This is a genomic window from Streptomyces sp. NPDC004284, from assembly GCF_042874035.1.
Lineage (GTDB): Bacteria > Actinomycetota > Actinomycetes > Streptomycetales > Streptomycetaceae > Streptomyces.
This window is the reverse complement of record NZ_JBIAMJ010000024.1, coordinates 26,155-47,757: the sequence shown is the minus strand read 5'-3', so window position 1 is coordinate 47,757 and position 21,603 is coordinate 26,155. Positions and strand designations below refer to the sequence as shown.

The window sequence follows — 21,603 nt, the reverse complement described above, 5'->3', positions numbered from 1 at the left end:
CTCCTTCGTAGGACGTACAGGGGCTCAGCGGGGGCGGGGGCGGTCACCTCAGAGGCCGTACGCCTCGAGGAGGCGCAGCCAGATCTCGCTGACCGTCGGGAAGGCGGGGACGGCGTGCCACAGGCGCGCGAGCGGGACTTCGCCCACGACGGCGACGGTGGCGGTGTGGATCAGTTCGGTCGCCATCGGGCCGGTGAGGGTGCAGCCGACGACGACTCCTCGGGTCTCGTCGACGACGAGCTTGGCGTGGCCGCGGTAGTCGTCCGAGTGGAGTGCGGCTCCGGCCACGTCGTCGATGCGGTATTCGACCGCGCGCACGGCGATGCCCGCCTCGCGGGCGGAGCGTTCGGTGAGGCCGACGCTCGCGATCTCGGGGTGGGTGAAGACGGCCTGCGGGACGGCGACGCGGTCGGCCCGCGCGCTCCAGGCCTGCCAGCCGCGGGGGCCGGCGGGGCGGCCCGCGGCCCGCTCGGTGATCGCCGCGGCACAGGCGCGGGCCTGGTACTTGGCCATGTGGGTCAGCGGCGCACGGTGGTTGACGTCGCCGACGGCGTAGAGCCAGTCCCCGTCGAGGGCGGTGACGCGGCAGGTGTCGTCGACGGGGAGCCAGTCCCCGGCCGGCAGCCCGACGGTCTCCAGGCCGAGGTCGGCGGTGCGCGGGCGCCGGCCGACGGCGACGAGCACCTCGTCGCAGGCGAGGGTGGCGCCGTCGTCGGTCTCCACGGTCACGGTGCGGGTGGTCGCGTCCCGGGCGACCCGGGTGGCCGAGGCCCCGAAGCGGATCGTGACGCCCAGGCCGGTCAGACCGCGGGTGACCTCTTCTCCGGCACACGGCTCCCAGCCGGTGAGGAGGGCCTGGTCGCGGACGAGCAGGGTGACGGAGGAGCCGAGCGAGCGCCACGCGGTGGCCAGCTCGCAGGCGACCACTCCCCCGCCGATGACGACGAGCCGCTCGGGCACCGTGTCGGCGGTGGTGGCCTGCCGGTTGGTCCAGACGCCGATGCGGTCGAGCCCTTCGACCGGCGGCAGGGCGGGTTCCGTGCCGGGGCCGAGGACGACCGCGAGCCGGGCCCGCAGGGCGCGGACCGTGCCGTCGGCCCCGGTCACGTCCACCCGGCGCTCTCCGGCCAGCCGCCCGTGCCCTCGTACGAGGGGGATGCCGGCGCCTTTCAGCCATGCGACCTGGCCGGTGTCGTCGCCGCGCCCGGTGAAACGGTCCCGGCGGGCCAGGACGTGCGCCGGGTCGAGCGCCGCCGTGACCGCCTGCCGGGCCCCGTCGACCGACCGGGCGGCCTCCCGGGCGGCGCCGGGCCGCAGCAGCGCCTTGCTCGGCACGCACGCGCGGTAGGAGCACTCGCCGCCGACCGCCTCGGCCTCGACGACGACGGCGGTCAGCCCCGACCGGACGAGCCGGTCGGCGACGACCTCGCCGCCCGGCCCGCCGCCGAGCACGACGACGTCGTACGCGTCCTCCATCAGCCGTGCACCAGAGGGGTGTCCACGAGGTGCTCGGCCAGGAACCACACCTGCGCCTCGCCGGTACGGATGACCTCGGAGACGAGCAGGTCGGCGCTGCCCTCGTCGCCCTCGGCCGAGATCCGGGCGGCGGCGTCCCGGGCGTCGATCAGGATCCGCTCGTGCGCGTCGAGGAGCCGCGACAGCATGACGGGCACCGGCTCGACGCCGTCCGGCGGCCTGGGGATCGCCGTCAGCTCCGCGACGTGGCGCGGGTCTCCGACGGCGACGCCGCCGAGGCTCTGGACCCGCTCGGCCAGGGCGTCGACGATGGCCAGCTGGGCCTCCGCGTGCTTGTCGAGCATCAGGTGGAGCGAGTAGAAGGTCGCCCCGCGCATGAGCCAGTGGTGCTTCTTGTAGAGGGAGTACAGGATCTGCGTGTCGGCGAGTACGCGGTTCAGCCGCTGGCAGGCGTACATGCGGGTGTCGTGGCCGAGGCCGATCGGCAGCTGCTTGAGCGTGCCGAACGCCTGGGTCTCGGCGCCCTTCTGGTGCAGCAGCGGCTGGCCGCCGCCGTGCGGGGTCGTGAGGGTGTCCATCGGGTGCTCCTGTACGGGAAGAGGGGGGTGGGGAGGGCCCGGCCGCCCCTGTCGGGGGTGTGCGGGCGGCCGGACCGGTCTGCGGGGCTCGCGCTCGGCGCTCGGCCGGGACGGTGGGCCGGTCCGCCGGGCTCACGCTCGGCGCTCGGCGCTCAGCGCTCGGCCGGGGCGGTGGACCGGTGCAGTACGAACCGGGTGAGCAGCCCGCTGCCGAGACCGGCGACGAGGGCGAGGGCCGCCCACCACAGGGGGTACGGCGTGAGGCCGAGGACCGCGTCGAGGGACCAGGCGCCGGGGCCGGTGGCGGCGAGGGCGGCGGCGGTGCCGATGAGGACGAGCGGGTACTCGTACCCGTCGTTCTGCACCCAGAGGCCGTGGCGCCACTTCACGGTGAGCGCGACCGTCATGACCCCGATGGCCCCGGTCGCGGCGAGCGGGGTCAGGAGGCCGGCGGCGAGCAGCAGGCCCGAGCCGATCTGGCCGCCGCCCGCCGCCAGGGCGGTGAGGGCTCCGCCCCGGAAGCCGTCGGCGCGGAACTCCTCGGTGCCGCCTTCGAGTCCCCTGCCGCCCAGGTGCGAACTGACCTTCTGCACTCCGTGCCCGGCGACGAGCAGGCCCACCAGCAGACGCAGGATCAGAATGCCGGTGTCCACGGAGGTCAGCCGGCCGCGTGCGCGCCGATGACGCTCTGCGCGTACACGACACCCAGGCCGTACGTGCCCGCGTGGGCCTTGACGATCTCCATGACGGCGCCGTACGTCTCCTGGCGCGCCCAGTCCCGCTGCAGCTCCAGGAGGACCTGCACCCAGGTCACCGGGACGGCGCCGGCGGCCACCATCCGCTGGAGCGCGTGCTCGTGGGCGGCCGGGGTGACGCCGCCGGAGGCGTCGGCGACGACGTACACCTCGTATCCCTGTCCGAGGGCGGAGAGCGCGGGCAGCACCAGGCAGACCTCGGTCCACAGGCCCGACAGGATGATCTTCTTCCGTCCGGTCGCCCGGACCGCCGCCACGAGCGCCTCGTCCTCCCAGGCGTTCATGGTCGTGCGGTCGATGATCTCGTGCTTCGGGAAGACCTCGGCGAGCTGCGGCAGCAGCGGCCCGGAGAAGGACTCGGCGGCGACCGTGGTCAGGACGGCCGGCACGTCGAACGCCTTCGCGGCCTTGGCGAGACCCACGGTGTTGTTGATGATCGCGGCGCGGTCGCCGCTGCCGGTGCCGAAGAACATCTGCGGCTGGTGGTCCACGAAGAGCATGACCGAGTTGTCGGGCGTGAGGAGGTCCACGCTGGGGGCGGCCTGCACCTTGTCGATGTCGAACATGAGGGGTCCTCTCGAAGCGGTCGGTACGGTGCCGTCCGCGCTTCGCGGTGCGGCACATCCGAAAACTACGAGCGACCCGGCCGGGCGACTTTTCCCTCCGTGCCCGGGAGCTGGCACGACAGTGCATCGCCCGGTCCCTTCCCGGGGCTCCCGGCCCGGGTCTCGGAAGCGAGACCCGGGCCGGGGGGGTTCAGCGGGTGGGTTCCTGCATCGTGACGCAGTGGGCGCCACCGCCGCCGTTGCCGTAGAGGTTGTCGAGGTTGAGCTGGACGACGGGGCGGCCGAAGGCGGCGGAGATGGCCGACTTGGCCGCCGCGTCCTTGGCGGTGTCGCCGAACTGGGTGGTGATGACGGCCTGGTTGGTCAACGCCCAGTTCATGTAGGAGCTGAGGAACTCGGCCTGCTTGCCCGCCTGGATGCGGGGCAGGGTGTCGGGGCCCTCGATGGTGAGGACCTGGAGGCGGCGGCCCCTGGCGTCGGTCGCGTTGACCAGGGTGTCGCGGATGGCCTGGGCGTTGGCGGTCCAGACGTCGGGGCGTACGGCGCCGGCCAGTTGCACCATGACCACGCCGGGCCGGATGTAGCGGGCGGTTCCGTCGATGTGGCCGTCGGTGACGTCCTGGCCTTTGACGCCGGGGAGCCAGATCATCTTGGAGGCGCCGAAGCGGGACAGCAGTTCGGCCTCGATCTGGGCGCGCGTCTTGCCGGGGTTGCGGTTGCTGTTCAGCCAGCAGCTCTCGGTGGCCATCAGGGTGCCGTCGCCGTCGTACTCGATGCCGCCGCCCTCGCCGACCACGGACGCCTTCGCGAAGGAGACGCCCGCGTAGGCGGCGACCTTCGGGGCGACCGTGCGGTCCTTGTCGTAGGCGGAGGCGGGGAGGCCGTAGAAGGTCGTGGCGTTCTCGCCCCAGGCGTTGAAGTTGAGGCCGAAGGCGTCGAGGCCGCCCGCGTCGTCGACGCGGAACAGCGGGCCGGTGTCCCGCATCCAGCAGTCCGAGACGGGGATGGAGCTGATGACCGTGACGGTGGAGCCGCAGGCGGTCCTGGCCTGCGAGGCGGCCGAGGAGCCGTCCGCGCACATGATGACCGGCTCGTACTTCGCGATCTCCTTGGCGAGCTTGGCGATGTCCGCCTGGATCTTGGACAGCAGGTTGCCCCAGATCGTGTAGCTGGACGGCCAGGCCATCCAGGTCCGCTTGTGCGACTCGTCCTCGCCGGGGACCCGCCAGGACGCGGCCATCGCCGGCTGGATGCCGCCGAGGACGGGTCCGACCGCGAGGGCGGCCGCGGCCGCTCCGGTGCGGGCGAGGAGGCTTCTGCGGCTGATGCCGGGGCGTTCGCCGTCGTGCTCTGTCTTCACGTGGTGCTCCTTCTCTCAAAGGTTCTGTACGTGCAGGCGCATGGTGTTCAGCGGGTTGCTCAGTGGAGTGGGTCCAGCAGCCCCTCCTCCCTGACCAGCCGGCGTTCGGTGGCCAGATCGAGACTTCGGGCGAAGGCCCAGTAGAGGCCTCCCGCCACCGGCAGGCCGACGAGGACCGAGCAGTCGACGCCGCCGAGGCGCTCCGCGGCCGGCCCGACGAAGAGACCGGTGATGACCATGAACGGGGCCATGCAGGCCAGACCGATCACGTAGGCGAGGTTTCCGCGCCAGCCCCATCGGCCGTAGATGCCGCGCGGGTTGAAGATCTCCCTCACGACGTACTGGCCGCGGCGGACGAAGAAGAAGTCGACCAGGTTGATGGCCGTCCACGGGATGAACAGGTACGTCAGGACCACCACCACGTTGGCGAAGAACCAGTTGAACTGGTCGATGCCGACGAGCGTGGAGACCGTCCCGACGGCGGCCAGCATGATCCCGATCGTGGCGATCCGGATCGTCCGGGTCGGCTCGACCGGCCGGAACGAGTCGACGATCGAGATCATCGTGAGGCTGCCGCCGTACTGGTTGATCGCCATGATGGAGAGCAGCCCGACCAGCAGGACGACGACCGCGACCGTGCCGAACCCGCCGAAGAGCCGGTCGGCCGACAGCTTCAGGGCGGTGACCGGGTCCGTGCCCTCGGGGGCGCCGGCCGAGACCACGGCGCCGAGGACGAACACCCAGATCCCGGAGACCGCGCTGGGCAGGTAGGTCCACCAGAAGGTGCTGCGCACGGAGACGTCGGGTCTGAGGTAGCGCGAGTAGTCCGAGACGTACGGCGCCCAGCCCAGCTGGAAGCCGGCGACGAAGACGAACACGAGCATGAACGGCGCGAGTTCGAACGGGCCCGCGTCCCAGACGCCGTCCGGCAGCCCGCCCCCGAACAGGGCGGACGCGGTGACGGCCGCGGTGATGACGACGAAGGGCCAGGTGAGCCACTTGTTGAGCTTGTGGATCCAGTCGTACCCGAAGAGCGCGATCACGGTCGCCACCGCGGCGGCGAGGAGATAGCCGAGCGTGTTGGGGATCCCGGTGAGCAGGTTCATCGCCTGCCCGGACAGCAGCGCGTCGGACGTGTTGAAGGCCACGTAGTTCACCAGGGCGAAGACCCACACCGTGAGCGCGGCGCCCAGATAGCCGAACTGCGGCCGGGACTGCACCAGTTGCGGCAGTCCGAGCTGGGGGCCCTGGGCCGAGTGGAACGCCATGAAGAACGTGCCGAAGAGCGAGCCGAGGACGGTGGCGACCACCGTCCACACCAGCGAGGCGCCCATGGACAGCGTCACGACGCCGGTCGCCAGACCGGTGAGGTTGAGGCTGCCGACGAACCAGATGGCCCCCACGCTCGACGGCTTGCCGTGCCGTTCCGAGAGGGGCACCCAGTCGATCGAGTGCTGCTCGATGCCCGTGCGCGCTTGCCGTCCGGTATCCGCGTGCGGTGCGGAATCACGCGTCGATGAGTCAACTGGCCCCATGTGGGCTCCCGTTCAGAATCAGGGGGGAGTCGAGGAAGCCGTGCGGCGCCAGGTGACCCCCGGCGCCGTGCGGTGCGCTCACCCTAGGGACTGACTTAAATTTCAGTCAATGGCCGGGACGCGCGGTCTGACGAAAATTTCAGCCGCGCGTCTCACGCGCCTCACGCGTCCCGGCGCCTCGGGTCCGTCAGAGTGCCCGGCGGGCCGCCGCGATCGCCTCGGGATCCCAGCCCGGGCGGGGGACGGATTCCAGCAGGAGCCGCGTGTACGGGTGCCGGGGCGCGGCGAGGACCTCGGCGGTGGGGCCGGCTTCGACGACCTGGCCCCGGCGCATGACGATGACGTCGTCGGTGACGCAGCGCACCACGCCGAGGTCATGGGTGATGAAGAGGTAGCCGATCCGGGTCTCCTCCCGGATGTCGGCGAGGAGGTTGAGGATCTGGGCCTGGACGGAGACGTCGAGGGCGGCGACCGCCTCGTCCAGGACGAGGACGGCCGGCTCCACGGCGAGGGCGCGGGCGATGGCGACGCGCTGGCGCTGGCCGCCGGAGAGCTGCCGGGGCCGGGCGTCGGCGGCGCGGGTGCCCAGGCCGACCTGGTCGAGGAGCTCGCGGACGCGCCGGTCGTGGTCGGTGCCGGGGAAGTGCAGGCGCAGGGTCTCGCGCAGGACCTGCTCGACGCTGGCCCTCGGATCGAGGGAGAGGTACGGGTCCTGGAAGACCATCTGGACCTCGCGCGCCCGCGCCAGGCGCTGGGCCCGGCCGCGCCGGCGCGCGCCGCGGGCCCGTCCGCGTACCCGGATCTCTCCGTCGTCGGCCTGTTCGAGGCCGACGACGATCCGGGCCGTGGTGGTCTTGCCGGAGCCGGACTCCCCCACGATGCCCAGGGACCCGCCCTCGGGGAGGGCGAAGGACACGTCGTCGACGGCGCGGACGTCTCCGAAGGTGCGTCGGAGGCCGACGGCCTCCAGGACGTTGTCAGGCATCGGCGGGGCTCTCCGTGAGTCGGTCGCTGTGGTGGCACGCGGCCTGGTGCGCCGGCAGGTCCGGCGCGGCGGCCGGCTCGGGCCTCTGCCGCTCGCAGACCTCCGTGGCGAGGGGGCAGCGGGCGGCGAACGGGCAGCCGGGCAGTTCGCGGCGCAGGTCGGGGGGCTGGCCGTCGATGGCGGCGAGCCTTCCCCCGGGGGCTTCCAGGCGGGGCGTGGAGGCGAGCAGGGCGGCCGTGTACGGGTGCCGGGGGCGCCCGAAGAGGGCTTCGGCGGGGCCGCTCTCGGCGATCCGGCCGGCGTACATGACGTAGACGCGGTCGCTGATGGCGGCGGCGAGGTCGAGGTCGTGGGTGACGAAGAGCAGTCCGGTGCGGAAGCGTGCGCGCAGCTCGGCCAGGAGGGCGATGACCTCGGCCTGCGTGGTGACGTCGAGCGCCGTGGTGGGCTCGTCCGCGAGGAGGAGCTCGGGGTCTCCCATGAGCGCGGCGGCGATCACGACGCGCTGCAGCATGCCGCCGGAGACCTGGCCGGGGTACTTGTCCAGGGCGGAGCCGTCCAGGCCGACCGCTTCGAGGAGTTCGACGGCGCGGGCGGTGGCGTCCGCCCGGGACGTCCTGCCGGTCAGGGTGACGCTCTCGGTGAGGAAGTCGCCGATGCGGCGCAGGGGGTTGAGGGCCGCGCGGGGGTCCTGGAAGATCATCGCGACGGTGTCGGTGCGCAGCGCCCGCAGCTGCTCGCCCCGCATGGCGAGCACGTCCTGTCCGAGGACGCGGACCCGGCCCTCGACGCCGGCCCCGGGGGGCAGCAGGCCGAGCGCGCTGCGCGAGGTGAGGGTCTTGCCTGATCCGGACTCGCCGACGAGGGCGACGGTCTCGCCGGCGGCGACGTGGAGGTCGACGCCGTCGAGGACGGGGCGGGCGGTACCGGGCAGCGTGACGCGCAGCCCTTGGACGTCGAGCGTGTACGGGGATGTCATCGGTCTCTCCTGGCGACGCGGTCGGCCCAGCGCTCGCCCACGACGTTGAAGGCGACGACGGTGAGCACGATGAACACGCTGGGCAGGACCGCGGAGAGCGGGTAGCCCTGCTGGATGGCGGTCTGGCCGTCGAAGACCATGCGGCCCCAGTCGGGGGTGAGGGCGGGGACGCCGAGGCCGAGGAAGGACAGGCCGGCGAGGTCCATCAGCGCGTAGCCGAAGTTGATGGTGGACTGGGCGAGGACGACGGGGGCGATGTTGGGCAGGATGTGGCGCAGGCAGATCTGGAGGGCCGAGTGTCCCTGGACCTGGTAGGCGCTGACGTAGGGGCGTCCGCGTTCGGCCAGGACGAGGGAGCGGGTGAGCCTGCTGACGTACGGCAGGTAGGCGATGGAGAGGGCGATGACGGGGGCGAGCAGGCCCTCGCCGTAGATCGAGATGATCAGGATCGCCAGGAGCATGCCGGGGAACGCGAAGACGAGTTCGGTGCTGCGCGACAGGGCGGAGTCGAGCCAGCCGCCCCGCCAGCCCGCGGCCGTGCCGACCGCGATCCCGGCGAGGGTGGAGAAGGCCACGACCCCGAGGGGTCCCAGGAGCGAGGTGCGGGCGCCGAGGATCAGCCGGGAGAAGGTGTCGCGCCCGGCGGCGTCGGCCCCGAGCAGGTGCTCTGCGGAGGGTCCGGCCAGCGCGTTGCCGAGGTCGACGGCGTTGGGGTCGTACGGCACGAGCCACGGCGCGAGGAGCGCGGCGGCCGTGACGAGGGCGACGAGGCCGAGGCAGGTCAGGTACAGCGGGGACCGGGCGGTGCGGATCTTCGCGAGGCCGGGCCGGCGGGTCAGGACGGCGGTCATACGGAGGAACTCCTCGTCCCGAGGGTGATCCGCGGGTCGACCAGCGGCAGCAGGAGGTCGACGATGAGGTTCACGATCATGAACAGGGCGACGATGATCAGGGAGATGGCCTGGACCGTCGGGAAGTCCTTGGTCGAGGTGGACAGTTCGAGCAGCTGGCCGATGCCGCCGATGCTGAAGGCGGTCTCCACGAGGATCGTGCAGACCAGCAGCGTCGAGACGATGAGGCCGCCGGTGGTGAGGACGGTGCCCAGGGAGTTCCGGAACACATGGCGGCGGATGACCTGGCGCTCGGGGACGCCCCGGCTGCGCGCCACGGTGACGTGCTCGCTGTCGAGGGCGTCCAGCATGGCCGAGCGGGTGACCCGGGCGAGCATGCCGATCAGGTACAGGGCGAGGGCGACCGCCGGCAGGGTGAGGTGCCAGATCTGGTCGAGGAGGCCGTCGCCGGACCCGCTGCTGGGGAACCATCCCAGGTTCACGGCGAACAGGCCCTGGAGGAGCACGGCGGCGACGAAGGAGGGGGTGCCGACGGCGAGCGTGGTCCCGACGAGGACGGCCGAGTCGGTGGCGCCGCCGCGTACGGCGGCGACCCGGCCCAGGACCAGGCCGGTCACCGCGACCACGACGAGCGCCATCACGACGAGCAGCAGTGTGGTGGGGAGGCGGTCGGCCAGGAGCCTGGAGACGTCGGTGCGGTAGGTGATGGACCGCCCGAAGTCGCCGTGCGCGATGTCGCCGAGCCAGCGGAGGTAGCGGACGAAGAAGGGGTCGTCCAGGTGGTACTGGGCGTTGATCGCGGCGAGTGCCTCGGGCGAGGCGGAGCGTCCGGAGAGCAGGAAGCTCGCCGGGTCGCCCGGCGCCAGGTACATGGCGCCGAAGACCACGAACGACGCGCCGAGCAGGGTGGCGGCCATCTCCGCCACCCGGCGTGCGGCGAATCTCAGGAAGTTCACCGGGAGGCCCCCGCGTCCGCCGCGCCGATGTCGGCGGCCCACGGGTGGTACATGTACGAGATGGTGGTGGGGGCGCCGGTGATCCTCTTGTTGAGGAAGACGGCGGTGGGCCACTCGGCGACCGGGATCCACGGCAGCTGCTCGGCGACCCGCTTCTGCATCTCCGCCTCGATCTTCATCCGCTGCTCCGGCTCGTACACGGACGTGGCCTGGTCGACGAGCCCGTCGTAGCCCTTGTCGGTGTAGTCGGCGAAGTTCATGTAGGCGCCGGTCTTGAAGTTCTGCAGCAGGTCCAGCGGGTCGGTGATCGAGTCGTAGTAGGTGAGCGGGAACATGTCGATGCCCTCGCGCGCCTTCGGGTCGGTGAACAGCGCGGTGAAGGCGTTGGGCGCGATGGTCTTGAGGTTGATCTTCAGGCCGATCCGGCTGCCGGCGGCCTGGATCGCGGTGGCGAGGAGGGAGACGTCCTGGCCGATGGGGCTGGTGGCCACGGTCAGCGTCTTCCCGGTGGCGCCGGCCTCCTCGATCAGCGCCTTGGCCTTCTCGATGTCCTGGGCGGCGGGCGGCAGTGCGCCGAAGGCTTCCTTCCGGGTCTGCTCGGAGGCTCCGGCCCAGGCGGCGCGGGTGGTGAGCGAGGTGGTGGCGGTGCCCGCGCCGCCGAGTCCGGCCTTGACGAACCCGGACCGGTCGAGGGCGAGGGAGAGCGCCCTGCGCACGCGGAGGTCGCCGAGCGGGCCGTGCATGTTGGTGATGTCGACGTTGACCGTGCTCAGGCCCTCGCCGAAGTAGAGGGTGCCGACGCCGCTGTCGCGCAGTCGGCCGTAGCTCTCGGTGGGTATCAGGTAGCCGCCGTCGATCTCGCCGCTGAGCATGGCGTTGGTGCGGGCCGAGGGGTCGGTCAGGATCTTGAAGACGGCCTTCTTCGCCTTGGCCTTCTTCCCCCAGTAGCCGTCGAAGCGCTCCAGCTCGATCGACTGGCCCTTGCTCCACGTGCCGAGCTTGAACGGGCCGGTGCAGGCGAGGTCGCCGCTGGTGCCGTAGTCCTTGCCGGCGGCCCGGACGCCGGCCTTGGAGGCGACGACGCCGGCGGCGGTCGCCATGTACTGGGGGAACTGCGAGTCCGGCTTCTTGAGCTTGACGGTGACCTGGAGCGGGCCGGTCTTCCTGATGGAGGTGACGTTCTGGAAGGTCTGCGCCCAGGCGGCGGCGTTGTTCGGGTCCCGCTGCCGGCCGAGGCTGTAGACCACGTCGTCGGCGGTCATCACCTTGCCGTCGTGGAAGCGCACGCCGGGGCGCAGGTCGTAGACCCAGGTCTCGGGGTCGGGGTTGGACGCCTTCCGGGCGAGGCCGGGCTCCATGGTGAGTCCCGGCGTCCAGCGCATCAGGCTCTCGCACACGTTGGACAGGATCGTGTTCTGCGGGTAGTCGAACGCGACCGTGTAGTCGAGGGTGGGCGGCTCCGCGTAGACGGCCCAGGTGAAGGAGTCGATCTCGCCGCGGGCCGGGGGCGTGGAGGCGGAGAGCTTCACCCCGTCGCCGGCGCCGCCCGTACCGCTCTTGGGCGGACCGGCGCAGGCCGCGAGCAGGGCGAACGAGGACAGGACCGCGGTCGCGGCGGCGGTCCGTCCGCGGCGGCGGAAGGGCCGTCTGAGGCCCTGGGCAGGGGAGGTCGTCATCGTCGCGCTGTCTTTCCGTGAGGGGGCGGAGGGGGTGACGGGCCGCGGGGCCGGCCCGTCGGGAGCGGCGGGGCCGCGCTCTACGCGTCTACGCGGCGGAGGGGCGTGCGGCGGGGATCTGCTGCGTGATGCAGTGCACACCGCCCCCGCCGAACGCGATCGCGACCGCCCGCACCGGGACGACCTTGCGGCCCGGGTACGCCGAGGCGATCACGGCGAGCGCCGCCTCGTCCTGGGGCAGCCCGGCCACCGGGACGACGACGCCGCCGTTGGCGACGTAGTAGTTCAGGTACGACACCTCGACCGGTCCGCCCCCCATCTCGGCGAACGCGGTCTGGGGGACGTCGATGATCTCCAGCCGACGGCCGCGGGCGTCCCGGGTCGCCTCCAGAACGGCGCGGTTGGCCCGCATCCGGGCGTAGTCCGGGTGCTCGGGGTCGTCCGGGAGGGAGACGACCACGGCACCCGGGGCGGCGAAGGCGCAGACACCGTCGACGTGGCCGTCGGTCTCGGTGTCCAGCAGGCCGCCGTACGGCAGCCATACAACCTTGTCGACCCCGAGCTGGGATTTCAGCTCGGCCTCGATCTCGTCCCGGTTCATGCCGGGGTTCCTGTTGGGGTGCAGGAGACACTGCTCGGTCGTGATCAGGGTGCCTTCGCCGTCGACCGTGATCGCCCCGCCCTCCAGGATCATGCCGGAGGGGATGCGTTCGACGCCCAGGTGCTCCAGGAGGAGTCCGCTGACCCGGTCGTCGGAGTCGTACGGGCTGTGCTTGCGGCCCCAGGCGTTGAAGCGGAAGTCCACTCCGGCGCGGTTGCCGTCGCCGTCGAGCACGAAGAGGGGCGCGGAGTCGCGGAACCACGAGTCGTCCTGCGCCAGCTCCACCACGGTGATCCCCCGGCCGCACCGCGTGCGGGCGTCCTCTCCGTGACCGGGCGGGGCGACCATGGTCACCGGCTCGAACTCGGCGATCGCGCGGGCGACGTTCGCGTACTCCTCCTTGACGTCGTCCAGCACACTGCCCCACAGGTCCTCACGGACGGGCCAGGCCATGAGGCATCCCTCGTGTTCGGACCACTCGGCGGGCATACGGAATGCAGTCATCACGGGTCTCTCTTCGTTTCGCCAGAAGTACCCGTCGGCGGCGGCCGGCTCGGCCGGGCGGAAGCGCGGGGGACGGGTACGCGGTGTGAACAGCATCCTTCACTCGACTGAAAATTCAGTCAAGGGAAGTGACATGGTTTTGGAGGTTCGGCCGGTCGACCGGGGTCAGAGGAAGTACAGGCGGCTCAGCGAGACCTGCTGCGCGGGTTCGGAGCGCATCGGATCGCCGTCGAGGGTCACGAGCCCGCTGCGCGGATCGACGTCCACCTGTCCCAGGCGGGCGTTGTGCAGCAGGTCCGCCGGACCGATACCGCGGGTGTTCCGTACGGCCACCCTGCGGCGGCGTGTCGACATCGCGTCCGGGCCGAGCTCGACGGCGGCGCGGCTGACGAAGGCGACGGACAGCTCGGCCGGGGCGGCGCCGTGGGCGCCGAACAGCGGGCCCAGGACGAGCGGTTCACAGGTGTCGGTGGCCGCGTTCGGGTCGCCGGTGACCCCGTAGGCGGGGAAGCCGTTCTTGATGACCATCTGCGGCTTCGCGCCGAAGAAGGGCGGGCGCCACAGCACGATGTCCGCCATCTTGCCGACCTCGATGGAGCCGACCTCGTGCGCGAGGCCGTGGGCGATGGCGGGGTTGAGGGTGAGCTTGGCGATGTAGCGCAGCACCCGGGCGTTGTCGTCGTGCGCGCCGTCGCCCTCCAGCGGGCCCAGCTCGGCCTTCATCTTCCCGGCCATCGCGAACGTACGCCGGACGGTCTCCCCCGCGCGGCCCATGCCCTGCGCGTCGGAGGAGGTGATCCCGATCGCGCCGAGGTCGTGCAGGACGTCCTCCGCGCCCATCGTCCCGGCCCGGATCCGGTCGCGCGCCATGGCGGCGTCGCCCGGGAGGTCGGTCTTGAGCGCGTGGACGGAGACGATCATCCCGTAGTGCTCGGCGATGGCGTCCCGGCCGAAGGGCAGGGTGGGGTTGGTGGAGGAGCCGATGACGTTCGGCACGCCCGCCATCTTCAGGACGTTGGGGACGTGTCCGCCGCCGCAGCCCTCGATGTGGAAGGCGTGGATCGTCCGGCCGTCGAGGACGCGCAGGGTGTCCTCGACGGACAGGCACTCGTTCAGACCGTCGCTGTGGAGGGCGACCTGGACGTCGTGCTCCTCGGCGACCCTCAGGGCGGTGTCGAGGGCGCGGGTGTGGGCGCCCATGTCCTCGTGGACCTTGAAGCCGCAGGCACCGCCCTCGGCGAGCGCCTCGACCAGGGGCGCCTCGTCGGAGGCGGAACCGCGGGCGAGGAAGCCGATGTTGACCGGCCAGGCGTCGAAGGCGTGGAACCCGAGCCCGAGGGCCCAGGGCGAGTTGACGCCGACGCCCCAGCTCGGCCCGATCTCCTGGCCGATGATCGTGGTGACGCCGGAGGCCAGGGACGCCTCCATGATCCGCGGGGAGAGCAGGTGGACGTGGGTGTCGATCGCGCCCGCGGTGGCGATGAGGCCCTCGCCCGGGATCATCGTCGTGCCGGTGCCGACGACGACGTCGACGCCGTCGAGGGTGTCGGGGTTGCCGGCCCGCCCGATCGCGTGGATCCGGCCCTCGCGGATGCCGATCGACACCTTGCGGATGCCCTGCACGGCGTCGATGACCAGCACGTTGCTGATGACGACGTCACAGGTGTCCCGGACGGCCGCGGCCTTGAGGTGGAGGCCGTCGCGGGCGGTCTTGCCGAAGCCGGCCAGGAACTCGTCGCCGTACGCCTGCGCGTCCGACTCCACCCGGACGACGAGCCCGGAGTCGCCGAGCCGGACCCGGTCACCGGCACGGGGGCCGTGCACGGTGGCGTACTCCTGCGGGTCGATGTGCCGGCTGTCGCCGGGCGCGCAGTGGTCGGCGTGTCTGGTGGGCCTGCTCATCGCTCCGCCCCTTCCGCTCCGAGGTAGCCGCAGGCGGCGGCGCGCTTCAGGGCCTCGCCCTTCGCGCCGGGCGCGTCCAGCGGCCCGTCGACCAAGCCCGCGAATCCGATGGCGATCCGGTCCCCGCCCATCGGTACGAGTCCCACCTCCACGACGGCTCCGGGGTCGAACCGCGTGGACGATCCGGCCGGGGCGGCGAGCCGCATGCCGTAGGCGGCGGCCCGGTCGAAGTCGAGGCGCGGGTTCGCCTCGAAGAAGTGGAAGTGCGAGGTCACGCTGACCGGGACCGCGGCCGTGTTGCGCACCGGCAGGGTGAGCACCGGTTCCGGCTCCGGCAGGGTGTCCGTGTGGGGCAGTACGGCCCCGGGGGCGCCGTCGTCGTGCTCCACGTCGCCGAAGGGGGCGCTGATGACGGCCAGTCGGGTGCCGTCGTCGAACACCGCCTCGACCTGGATCTCGGTCACGACGTCGGTCACGCCGGGGAGCACGTCGTCCGGGCCGAGCACGCTGCGGCCCCGGTCGAGGGCCTCGGCCAGGTGGAGGCCGTCTCGCGCGGCCTCGCACACCGTGTCGGCGATCAGCGCGGTCGCCTCCGGCACGTTGAGCCGCAGCCCGCGCCCCAGGCGCGTCCGCGCGAGTTCGGCGGCCGTGAAGAGCAGCAGCCGGTCCCGTTCGGTGGGAGTCAGGGGCATGTCGCCCCCTGGGTGAAGGGCCTGGTCACACGCAAGGTGTCCCTGTCCTTTCCATGAAGGGTGGGAGGGGTGCAATGAAGGATGGGGAGGGGTGCAGGGCACCCACTCTCACACTGACTGAAATATCAGTCAAGGTTGTAGGTGTGGTCGTACGGCTCATCAGCGAGCGAGCCGGTGATGAGCCGTACGACCTGTCAGGTCATGCGAGGGGAAGCGCCGGGAGGAACCGCGTCACGGACGGCCGAGCCGCTCGATCTCCGTGTCGATGGCCTCGTTCATCAGGGTCCGGGCGTGGGAGATCTGGAGCGTGCCGCTGAGCCAGCGCATGCTGAGGCCCTCCAGGAGGGCGGTGAGCCGCTCGGCGGACGCCGTGAGGGCGACGGCCGGCGCCATCGGCCTGACCTGGCCGAGGAGCGCCGCCACCTCCTGCACCCAGACGAGGGTGGACCGCGCGAGGTCCTCGCGCAGGAGGTCGTCGAAGACGGCACTGGCCCGCAACTCGCCCCAGGCGGTGCTGTTCTCCCTGACCTCGGTCGTGTCCTGGAGTTCGAGGAGGAGCGTCTGCTCCAGTTCCTCGCGCGGGCCGAGCGGTTCGGCGTCCGGATCGCGGTCGGTCGTGTAGCGCTCGGCGCGGTCGCTGATGAACTCCAGCGTCTTGCTCAGGATCCCGGCGCGGTCCTTGAAGTGGTAGTAGATCAGCGCCGTGGACACCCCCGCCTCGGCGGCGAGCTCCTCCACGCGCAGGCCGCGGACCCCGCGCCGGGCGATCACCCGGGCGGCGGCTTCGAGGATCTGAGTGCTGCGAGACGCCATGGCCCGAACCTTACCGGGCCCGCCCGGTCGGCGGAATCACGGCCCTGACGAGGGGCCGGCCGGTCCTCCGCGGCCCTACGCGGGAGGCGCGACCGGCTGCGACTGGGTGGCGCAGTGGATGCCGCCACCGCCGGTCGCGATGTTGTCGATGTCGAGCTGCACGACGGTCCGGCCGGGGTAGGCGGCCGCGAGGATGTTGTACGCCACGGCGTCGGCGGAGCTGTCGCCGAACTGGGGGGCGATGACGGCGCCGTTGGCGGTGTAGTAGTTGGTGTAGCTGGACAGGAAGGCGGCGCCCCTGTTCTTGCCGCGGATGAAGCGGCGGTCCGGGCCGGGGAGCTCGGTGACGGTCAGGCGGCGGCCCTGCGCGTCGGTCGCGCCGAGCAGGATCCGCTTGGTCTCGTTGTAGACGGCGACCCACTTGGGGTCGGTGCCGGGGCCGGGCTGGTCGAGGATGACCTGTCCCGGTGCGACGAAGCGGGCCAGGCAGTCGATGTGGCAGTCGGTGATGTCCTGGCCGGCGAGTCCGGGCACCCAGATGACCTTGTCGATGCCGAGCGCCGACTTCAGCGCCTGCTCGACCTGGTCCTGGGTCATGCCCGGGTTGCGGTTGGCGTTGACGAGCGAGCTGACCGTGGCGAGCAGGGTGCCCTGGCCGTCGGTCTCCAGCGAGCCGCCCTCCCCGACGAACCCGGCCTGCACGCGCGGGACGCCGTACCGGCCGAGGAGGGTCGCGGCCGCCGCGGCGTCGTTGGCGTAGGGCTGGTAGTAGCTCGTGCCGGTCTTGCCCCAGCCGTTGAAGTTGGTGTCCACGCCCGCGACGGCGCCGGGGGCGACCACGAAGGTGGGGCCGAAGTCCCGGATCCACAGGTCGTCGTTGGCTATCTCGACGACCTCGATGCCGTAATAGGCGCCGGCTCCGCACAGGTACCGCGCGTCGGCCGCCTGCTCGGGGCGGGCGAGCACCACGACGGGCTCGTAGCGGGAGATCGCGTCGGCCACGCGCGCGATGTCGTTGCGCACGCCGCTGAGGTACGGGTACCAGACCGAGGACAGCGCCGGCCAGGCCATGAAGGTGCGCACGTGGGGGTCGTGCTCCACGGGCATCCGCAGCGTGGCGCCCGAGGGAGCGGTGGCGGCGCGGGCGACCGAGGGAAGCGCCGACCCGAGGGCCGCGAGCGGGAGGGCTGCGGCACCGAGCTGGAGCAGCCGGCGTCGGGACGTCGTGGACGTGTCCATGGGACTCCTATCCGAAGGAGGGGGTGGGTGTTCCCCGCATCGTTCCCTAGACTGAAAATTCAGTCAATGATCACTTCGGGACCATCCCTTCGCCGATCGCTCCTGCCGATCGCCGCTACGGATCGCTCCTACCGATCGCTGCGATAGCGCTCGAAGGCCGCCGTGACCGGCCCGCCACCGTCCTGGGCCTCCAGCAGCCGTACGACGACGAGGCCCCGCCCGTCGGAGCTGCGGACACAGAAGGGCCGCTCGTCGGCCAGGTCCGCGAAGGCGATCCGGGTGACCGGCTCCGTGTCGATGCCCCGCACGCAGTCGGCGGGGGTGAGCTCCTCCCCCGGGGAGACGAAGGCGTCGCTGTCCTCGGGCAGGACGAACTCCGACCGGTCGCGCGCCAGGTACCAGGCGGCGGTGTCCGCGGGAACGACCTTCCCGGACTTCAGGTCGAATTCGTAGGTGTCGTCGGGCAGGGTCAGCTCCACCTCCTTGCCGCCGGACACATAGGAGTCCGCCGGGGGGTACGACGGGCCGTAGCCGGCGTCGTCGGTCCCGGCCCGGGCATCGAGGAGACGGACGGCTCCCCCGGCCGCCCCGAGGACCGCGAGCACGGCGAGGGCCGCCACGATCAGGCGCCGCCGGCCCTTCCGCGCCCGGCGCCGGGAGGGCTCGGCCGGAGCGTCGACGGCGCCGGACCCCGGAGACGGAAACGCCGGGGCTGAGGCCGGGACCGCGAAGGGAGCCGGGAAGGGGGCTGGGGCTGGGGCTGGGGTCGAGGCCGGGAACGGGGCCGGGGTCGAGGCCGGTGCCGGTGCCGGTGCCGGTGCCGGGAAGGGGACTGAGGCCGGGGTCGGGGCCGGGGCCGGGACCGCGAGGGTGGGCTGTGCGTGGACGGGTGCCGGGCGCAGCGCCCTTCCCGCCACCTCGCTGCTGATCGACTGGGGCAGCCAGCCCTCCGCGAACTCCGGGCGGCCCCCCACCAGGGGATGGGCGTGGACGGCGGCGATCAGGTCCACCGTCGTGGGGCGGTCCTCCGGCCGCTTGGCCAGGCACCAGGCCAGCAGCTCGCGCAGGTCGTGCGGTACGCGGGCGAGGTCGGGCCGCTCATGGACCACCCTGTACAGGGCGGCCGAGTCCGGCCCCGCCCCGAAGGGGTTCTCACCGCTCGCCACGTACGCGATGAGCGCGCCGAGCGCGAAGACGTCGGTGGCCGGGGACACCGGCCGGCCCAGTGCCTGCTCGGGGGCCATGAACGCCGCCGTACCGATGCTCAGGCCCGCCCCGGTCAGCGCGACGGCATCGGCCGCACGCGCGATGCCGAAGTCGATGACGCGGGGCCCGTCCTCCGCGATCAGCACGTTGGCGGGCTTGAGGTCGCGGTGGACGACGCCCGCGCCGTGGATCGCCTGGAGGGCCTCGGCGACGCCCGCCATGAGCAGCAGCACCGTCCGCACCGGGAGCGGGCCGTGGCGCTGGACCACCTGGTGCAGGGACGGACCGGGGATGTAGGCGGTGGCGAGCCACGGGGTCGGGGCGTCCACGCCCGACGCGACCACCTGCGCGGTGAACAGGCCGTGGATGCGCTCGGCGCTGGCCACTTCCTGGGCGAAGCGCAGGCGGAACTCGGGATCTCCCGCGAACTCCTCCCGCACCGCCTTCAGGGCGATCGGACGGCCGCCGGGGGTGTGCGCCAGGTACACCACGCCCATGCCGCCCGAGCCCAGCCGGGCCTGGAGGCGGTAGCCGCCGATTTCCCGGGGGTCGTCGGCCGTCAGAGCCGCGTGGGCGTGAGCGGGCTGTGCGGCTGGAAGCTGAGCGGACATGCGGTGGGCTCTTTCGACGAGGTGGAACGAAGGGCGCGTGTCGAACGAGCGACCGATCCGACTGACGCATAGTGGCTCTAACTAAAGATTCAGTCAATATGCGACACTGCTGGTTCAGACCACTCACGAGGGGGATCACGTGGCGACGGACCGCCGAAGGGCCATCACGGACCGCCGAAGGGCCATCCTGGAAGGCGCCGCCCGGGTCATAGCCCGACGGGGAGTGCGCGGGCTGCGCATGGAGGAACTGGCCACCGAGGCCGGGGTGTCCACCGCGCTGATCTACTACCACTTCAAGGACCGGGCCGGCGTCCTGCGCCACACCCTGGAGTTCATCAGCGACCGGGCCGACCGGTACACGTCCGACGAGGACGGCCCCGACGGGCCGCACGACGCCCTGGCGGAGCTGGAGCAGTCCCTGCTGCTGGAGTTCCAGGACCTCCCCGAGGTCCGCGAGAACAGCACGGCCTGGGGCGAGCTGCGCGCCAGCGCGATCTTCGAGCCCGAGCTGCGCGGGGATCTGGCCAGAGCCACGCTGACCTGGATCCACGACGTCGCGGACCTCCTGGGCCGCATCCGGCCGTCGGCTCCCGCACCGGCCCTCACGGCGGCCGCGGAGAGGCTCACCGGCCTCCTCGAAGGCCTCAGCAGCCGCTGGCTCAGCGGCGCGCTGCCGCTGGACCACGCCCGCGAGCTGGTGAAGGAGGCGGTCTCCGCCGAGGTCGAACGACTCGGCCACTGACGAGAGCCGCCGACGAGGACCACCGGCAAGGACCGCCGACGAGGACCACCGGCGAAGGTCACCGATGAAGGTCACCGACGAGGGACCGCCGACGAGGACCGCCGATGGAGGTCACCGACGAGGGACCCACGGCGGCCGCCGGCAACGACCGCCGAAACGGCCCCTGACGACGGCCGCCGACGACGGGCGTCGACAGCGGCCGCCCGGCGCGGACCTGCGGGCGGAAGCATCTTCGCCAGTTTGACTGAATTTTCAGTCAGTGTCAGAGTGGCGACACGAAGGTCCTCCCCGGCCCGGCGAGCCGGTGATTCAGAGGATCGTGCGTGCACCCTGTTCACGGGAGCAGAGCCACGGTCCATGCCCCTCACGATCGGAGACCCCGATGTCAGCCCTCCACCCCTCCCGCCGCTCGGCTCTGCGCGTGCTCGCCGGAATCGGTGCGCTCACCCTCGGCGCCTCGGCCTGCGGCCCCGGCGAATCCGGCCCGTCCGGAGCCGGGGGCACCACCGGTCCGGCCTCTGGAACCGACGAGGAGATCCGTATGCCCGCCGAGTGGGAGAGCCACGCCCGCACCTTCATGTCGTGGCCCGCGCTGGAGTCCGTGTGGGAGGACGACCTCCCCTATGTGCGCCAGGACATCGCCCGGGTCGCACGGGCCATCTCGGAGTACGAGTACGTCGTGATGATGGCCCGCCCGGAACAGATGGCCGCCGCCCAGAAGGCCTGCGGCAAGGGTGTCGAGGTCATCCCCCTCCCCGTCGACGACCTGTGGGCCCGCGACATCGTCCCCGTGTTCGTCGAGGAGGCCGGGAAGGTCCACGGCGTCGACTTCAACTTCAACGGCTGGGGCAACAAGCAGACCCACGCCAACGACGCCCAGGTCGGCCGGAAGCTGCTGTCGAAGTACGGGGTCCCCCGCGTCCAGGCGCCCCTCGTCGCCGAGGGCGGCTCCTTCGAGACGGACGGCGAGGGCACGCTCCTGATCACCGAGAGCTCGATCGTCAACGACAACCGCAACCCCGGGAAGTCCCGCGCCCAGATCGAGGCCGAGCTCAAGGAGCTCCTCGGCATGGAGAAGGTGATCTGGCTGAAGGGCGTACGCGGCGAGGACATCACCGACGCCCACGTCGACAGCCTCGTCCGGTTCACCGCGCCCGGCGTGATCCTGCTCGACCGGGCCTTCCCGGGCATGCCGGCCGACTCCTGGTCGCGCTCCTCGGACCAGGCCAAGGCCGTGCTCAGCGAGGCGACCGACGCCCAGGGCCGCAGCTTCGAGGTCATCGACCTCCCGCAGCCCGACCCCGACCGGATCACCGGCTACAGCGACGACTTCCTGTCCACCTACGCCAACTTCTACATCGGCAACGACGCCGTCTACATGCCGAAGTTCGGCGACAGGAAGGCCGACGACCGCGCCCGGGGCATCCTCCAGGAGCACTTCCCCAAGCGGGACATCGTGCAGCTGAACATCGACACCATCGCCACCGGCGGCGGCGGGATCCACTGCTCCACCCACGACCAGCCCGGCAAGCCGGTCGACTAGCCGCGATGCGCGTCAGCGGGCCGGGAGCCGGCC

General features: G+C 72.1%; 19 protein-coding genes. 2 read left to right on the top strand and 17 right to left on the bottom strand.

What is annotated here, in order from left to right; all coding sequences use genetic code 11:
• Positions 1–48: 48 nt before the first annotated feature.
• The 17 genes from ACFYUS_RS36675 to ACFYUS_RS36595 all read right to left on the bottom strand — a co-directional run bounded on the left by ACFYUS_RS36675 (position 49) and on the right by ACFYUS_RS36595 (position 19,285).
• Positions 49–1,476, bottom strand: a complete 1,428-nt coding sequence (locus ACFYUS_RS36675; protein ID WP_388862209.1) for a dihydrolipoyl dehydrogenase family protein — start codon at positions 1,474–1,476, stop codon at positions 49–51.
• Positions 1,476–2,054 (bottom strand): Dps family protein, encoded by a 579-nt coding sequence (locus tag ACFYUS_RS36670; RefSeq protein ID WP_388862207.1) that lies wholly within the window; start codon positions 2,052–2,054, stop codon positions 1,476–1,478. The genes ACFYUS_RS36675 and ACFYUS_RS36670 overlap by 1 nt, the downstream gene beginning before the upstream one ends.
• A gap of 152 nt (positions 2,055–2,206) precedes the next feature.
• Complete coding sequence (locus ACFYUS_RS36665; RefSeq protein WP_388862205.1) at positions 2,207–2,707, bottom strand: DoxX family membrane protein; 501 nt, start codon at positions 2,705–2,707, stop codon at positions 2,207–2,209.
• A 5-nt stretch (positions 2,708–2,712) separates the two neighbouring features.
• The gene (locus ACFYUS_RS36660) at positions 2,713–3,375 is read right to left on the bottom strand and encodes a hydrolase (protein WP_388862203.1); all 663 of its coding nucleotides are present in this window, start codon (positions 3,373–3,375) and stop codon (positions 2,713–2,715) included.
• A 190-nt stretch (positions 3,376–3,565) separates the two neighbouring features.
• Complete coding sequence (locus tag ACFYUS_RS36655; RefSeq protein ID WP_388862201.1) at positions 3,566–4,735, bottom strand: agmatine/peptidylarginine deiminase; 1,170 nt, start codon at positions 4,733–4,735, stop codon at positions 3,566–3,568.
• Between the two features lie 59 nt (positions 4,736–4,794).
• On the bottom strand, positions 4,795–6,174 hold the full coding sequence (locus ACFYUS_RS36650; protein ID WP_388862199.1) for a purine-cytosine permease family protein: 1,380 nt from the start codon (positions 6,172–6,174) through the stop codon (positions 4,795–4,797).
• A 283-nt stretch (positions 6,175–6,457) separates the two neighbouring features.
• A complete protein-coding gene (locus tag ACFYUS_RS36645) occupies positions 6,458–7,255 on the bottom strand; it encodes an ABC transporter ATP-binding protein (protein WP_388862197.1) in 798 nt (265 codons plus the stop codon).
• Positions 7,248–8,234 (bottom strand): ABC transporter ATP-binding protein, encoded by a 987-nt coding sequence (locus ACFYUS_RS36640; RefSeq protein WP_388862195.1) that lies wholly within the window; start codon positions 8,232–8,234, stop codon positions 7,248–7,250. The genes ACFYUS_RS36645 and ACFYUS_RS36640 overlap by 8 nt, the downstream gene beginning before the upstream one ends.
• The gene (locus ACFYUS_RS36635; protein WP_388862193.1) at positions 8,231–9,085 is read right to left on the bottom strand and encodes an ABC transporter permease; all 855 of its coding nucleotides are present in this window, start codon (positions 9,083–9,085) and stop codon (positions 8,231–8,233) included. Before ACFYUS_RS36635 ends, ACFYUS_RS36640 begins: the two co-directional genes overlap by 4 nt.
• Positions 9,082–10,041, bottom strand: coding sequence for an ABC transporter permease (locus ACFYUS_RS36630; protein WP_388862191.1), 960 nt, complete (start codon positions 10,039–10,041; stop codon positions 9,082–9,084). The genes ACFYUS_RS36635 and ACFYUS_RS36630 overlap by 4 nt, the downstream gene beginning before the upstream one ends.
• Positions 10,038–11,717, bottom strand: coding sequence for an ABC transporter substrate-binding protein (locus ACFYUS_RS36625; protein ID WP_388862190.1), 1,680 nt, complete (start codon positions 11,715–11,717; stop codon positions 10,038–10,040). Before ACFYUS_RS36625 ends, ACFYUS_RS36630 begins: the two co-directional genes overlap by 4 nt.
• An 88-nt stretch (positions 11,718–11,805) precedes the next feature.
• Positions 11,806–12,822, bottom strand: a complete 1,017-nt coding sequence (locus tag ACFYUS_RS36620; RefSeq protein ID WP_388862188.1) for an agmatine/peptidylarginine deiminase — start codon at positions 12,820–12,822, stop codon at positions 11,806–11,808.
• 165 nt (positions 12,823–12,987) lie between these two features.
• A complete protein-coding gene (locus ACFYUS_RS36615) occupies positions 12,988–14,724 on the bottom strand; it encodes an urease subunit alpha (protein ID WP_388862186.1) in 1,737 nt (578 codons plus the stop codon).
• A complete protein-coding gene (gene ureA, locus ACFYUS_RS36610) occupies positions 14,721–15,416 on the bottom strand; it encodes an urease subunit gamma (protein ID WP_388862184.1) in 696 nt (231 codons plus the stop codon). The genes ACFYUS_RS36615 and ureA overlap by 4 nt, the downstream gene beginning before the upstream one ends.
• Positions 15,417–15,647: 231 nt before the next feature.
• Positions 15,648–16,229 (bottom strand): TetR/AcrR family transcriptional regulator, encoded by a 582-nt coding sequence (locus ACFYUS_RS36605; protein ID WP_388862182.1) that lies wholly within the window; start codon positions 16,227–16,229, stop codon positions 15,648–15,650.
• A gap of 75 nt (positions 16,230–16,304) precedes the next feature.
• Positions 16,305–17,468, bottom strand: a complete 1,164-nt coding sequence (locus ACFYUS_RS36600; protein WP_388862180.1) for an agmatine deiminase family protein — start codon at positions 17,466–17,468, stop codon at positions 16,305–16,307.
• 128 nt (positions 17,469–17,596) lie between these two features.
• Complete coding sequence (locus ACFYUS_RS36595; RefSeq protein WP_388862178.1) at positions 17,597–19,285, bottom strand: serine/threonine-protein kinase; 1,689 nt, start codon at positions 19,283–19,285, stop codon at positions 17,597–17,599.
• Between the two features lie 163 nt (positions 19,286–19,448).
• On the opposite strand from ACFYUS_RS36595, the gene ACFYUS_RS36590 reads away from it, so the two are divergent.
• Both ACFYUS_RS36590 and ACFYUS_RS36585 read left to right on the top strand, forming a co-directional pair.
• Positions 19,449–20,027, top strand: coding sequence for a TetR/AcrR family transcriptional regulator (locus ACFYUS_RS36590; protein WP_388862298.1), 579 nt, complete (start codon positions 19,449–19,451; stop codon positions 20,025–20,027).
• 382 nt (positions 20,028–20,409) lie between these two features.
• On the top strand, positions 20,410–21,570 hold the full coding sequence (locus ACFYUS_RS36585) for an agmatine/peptidylarginine deiminase (RefSeq protein ID WP_388862176.1): 1,161 nt from the start codon (positions 20,410–20,412) through the stop codon (positions 21,568–21,570).
• Positions 21,571–21,603: the final 33 nt, after the last annotated feature.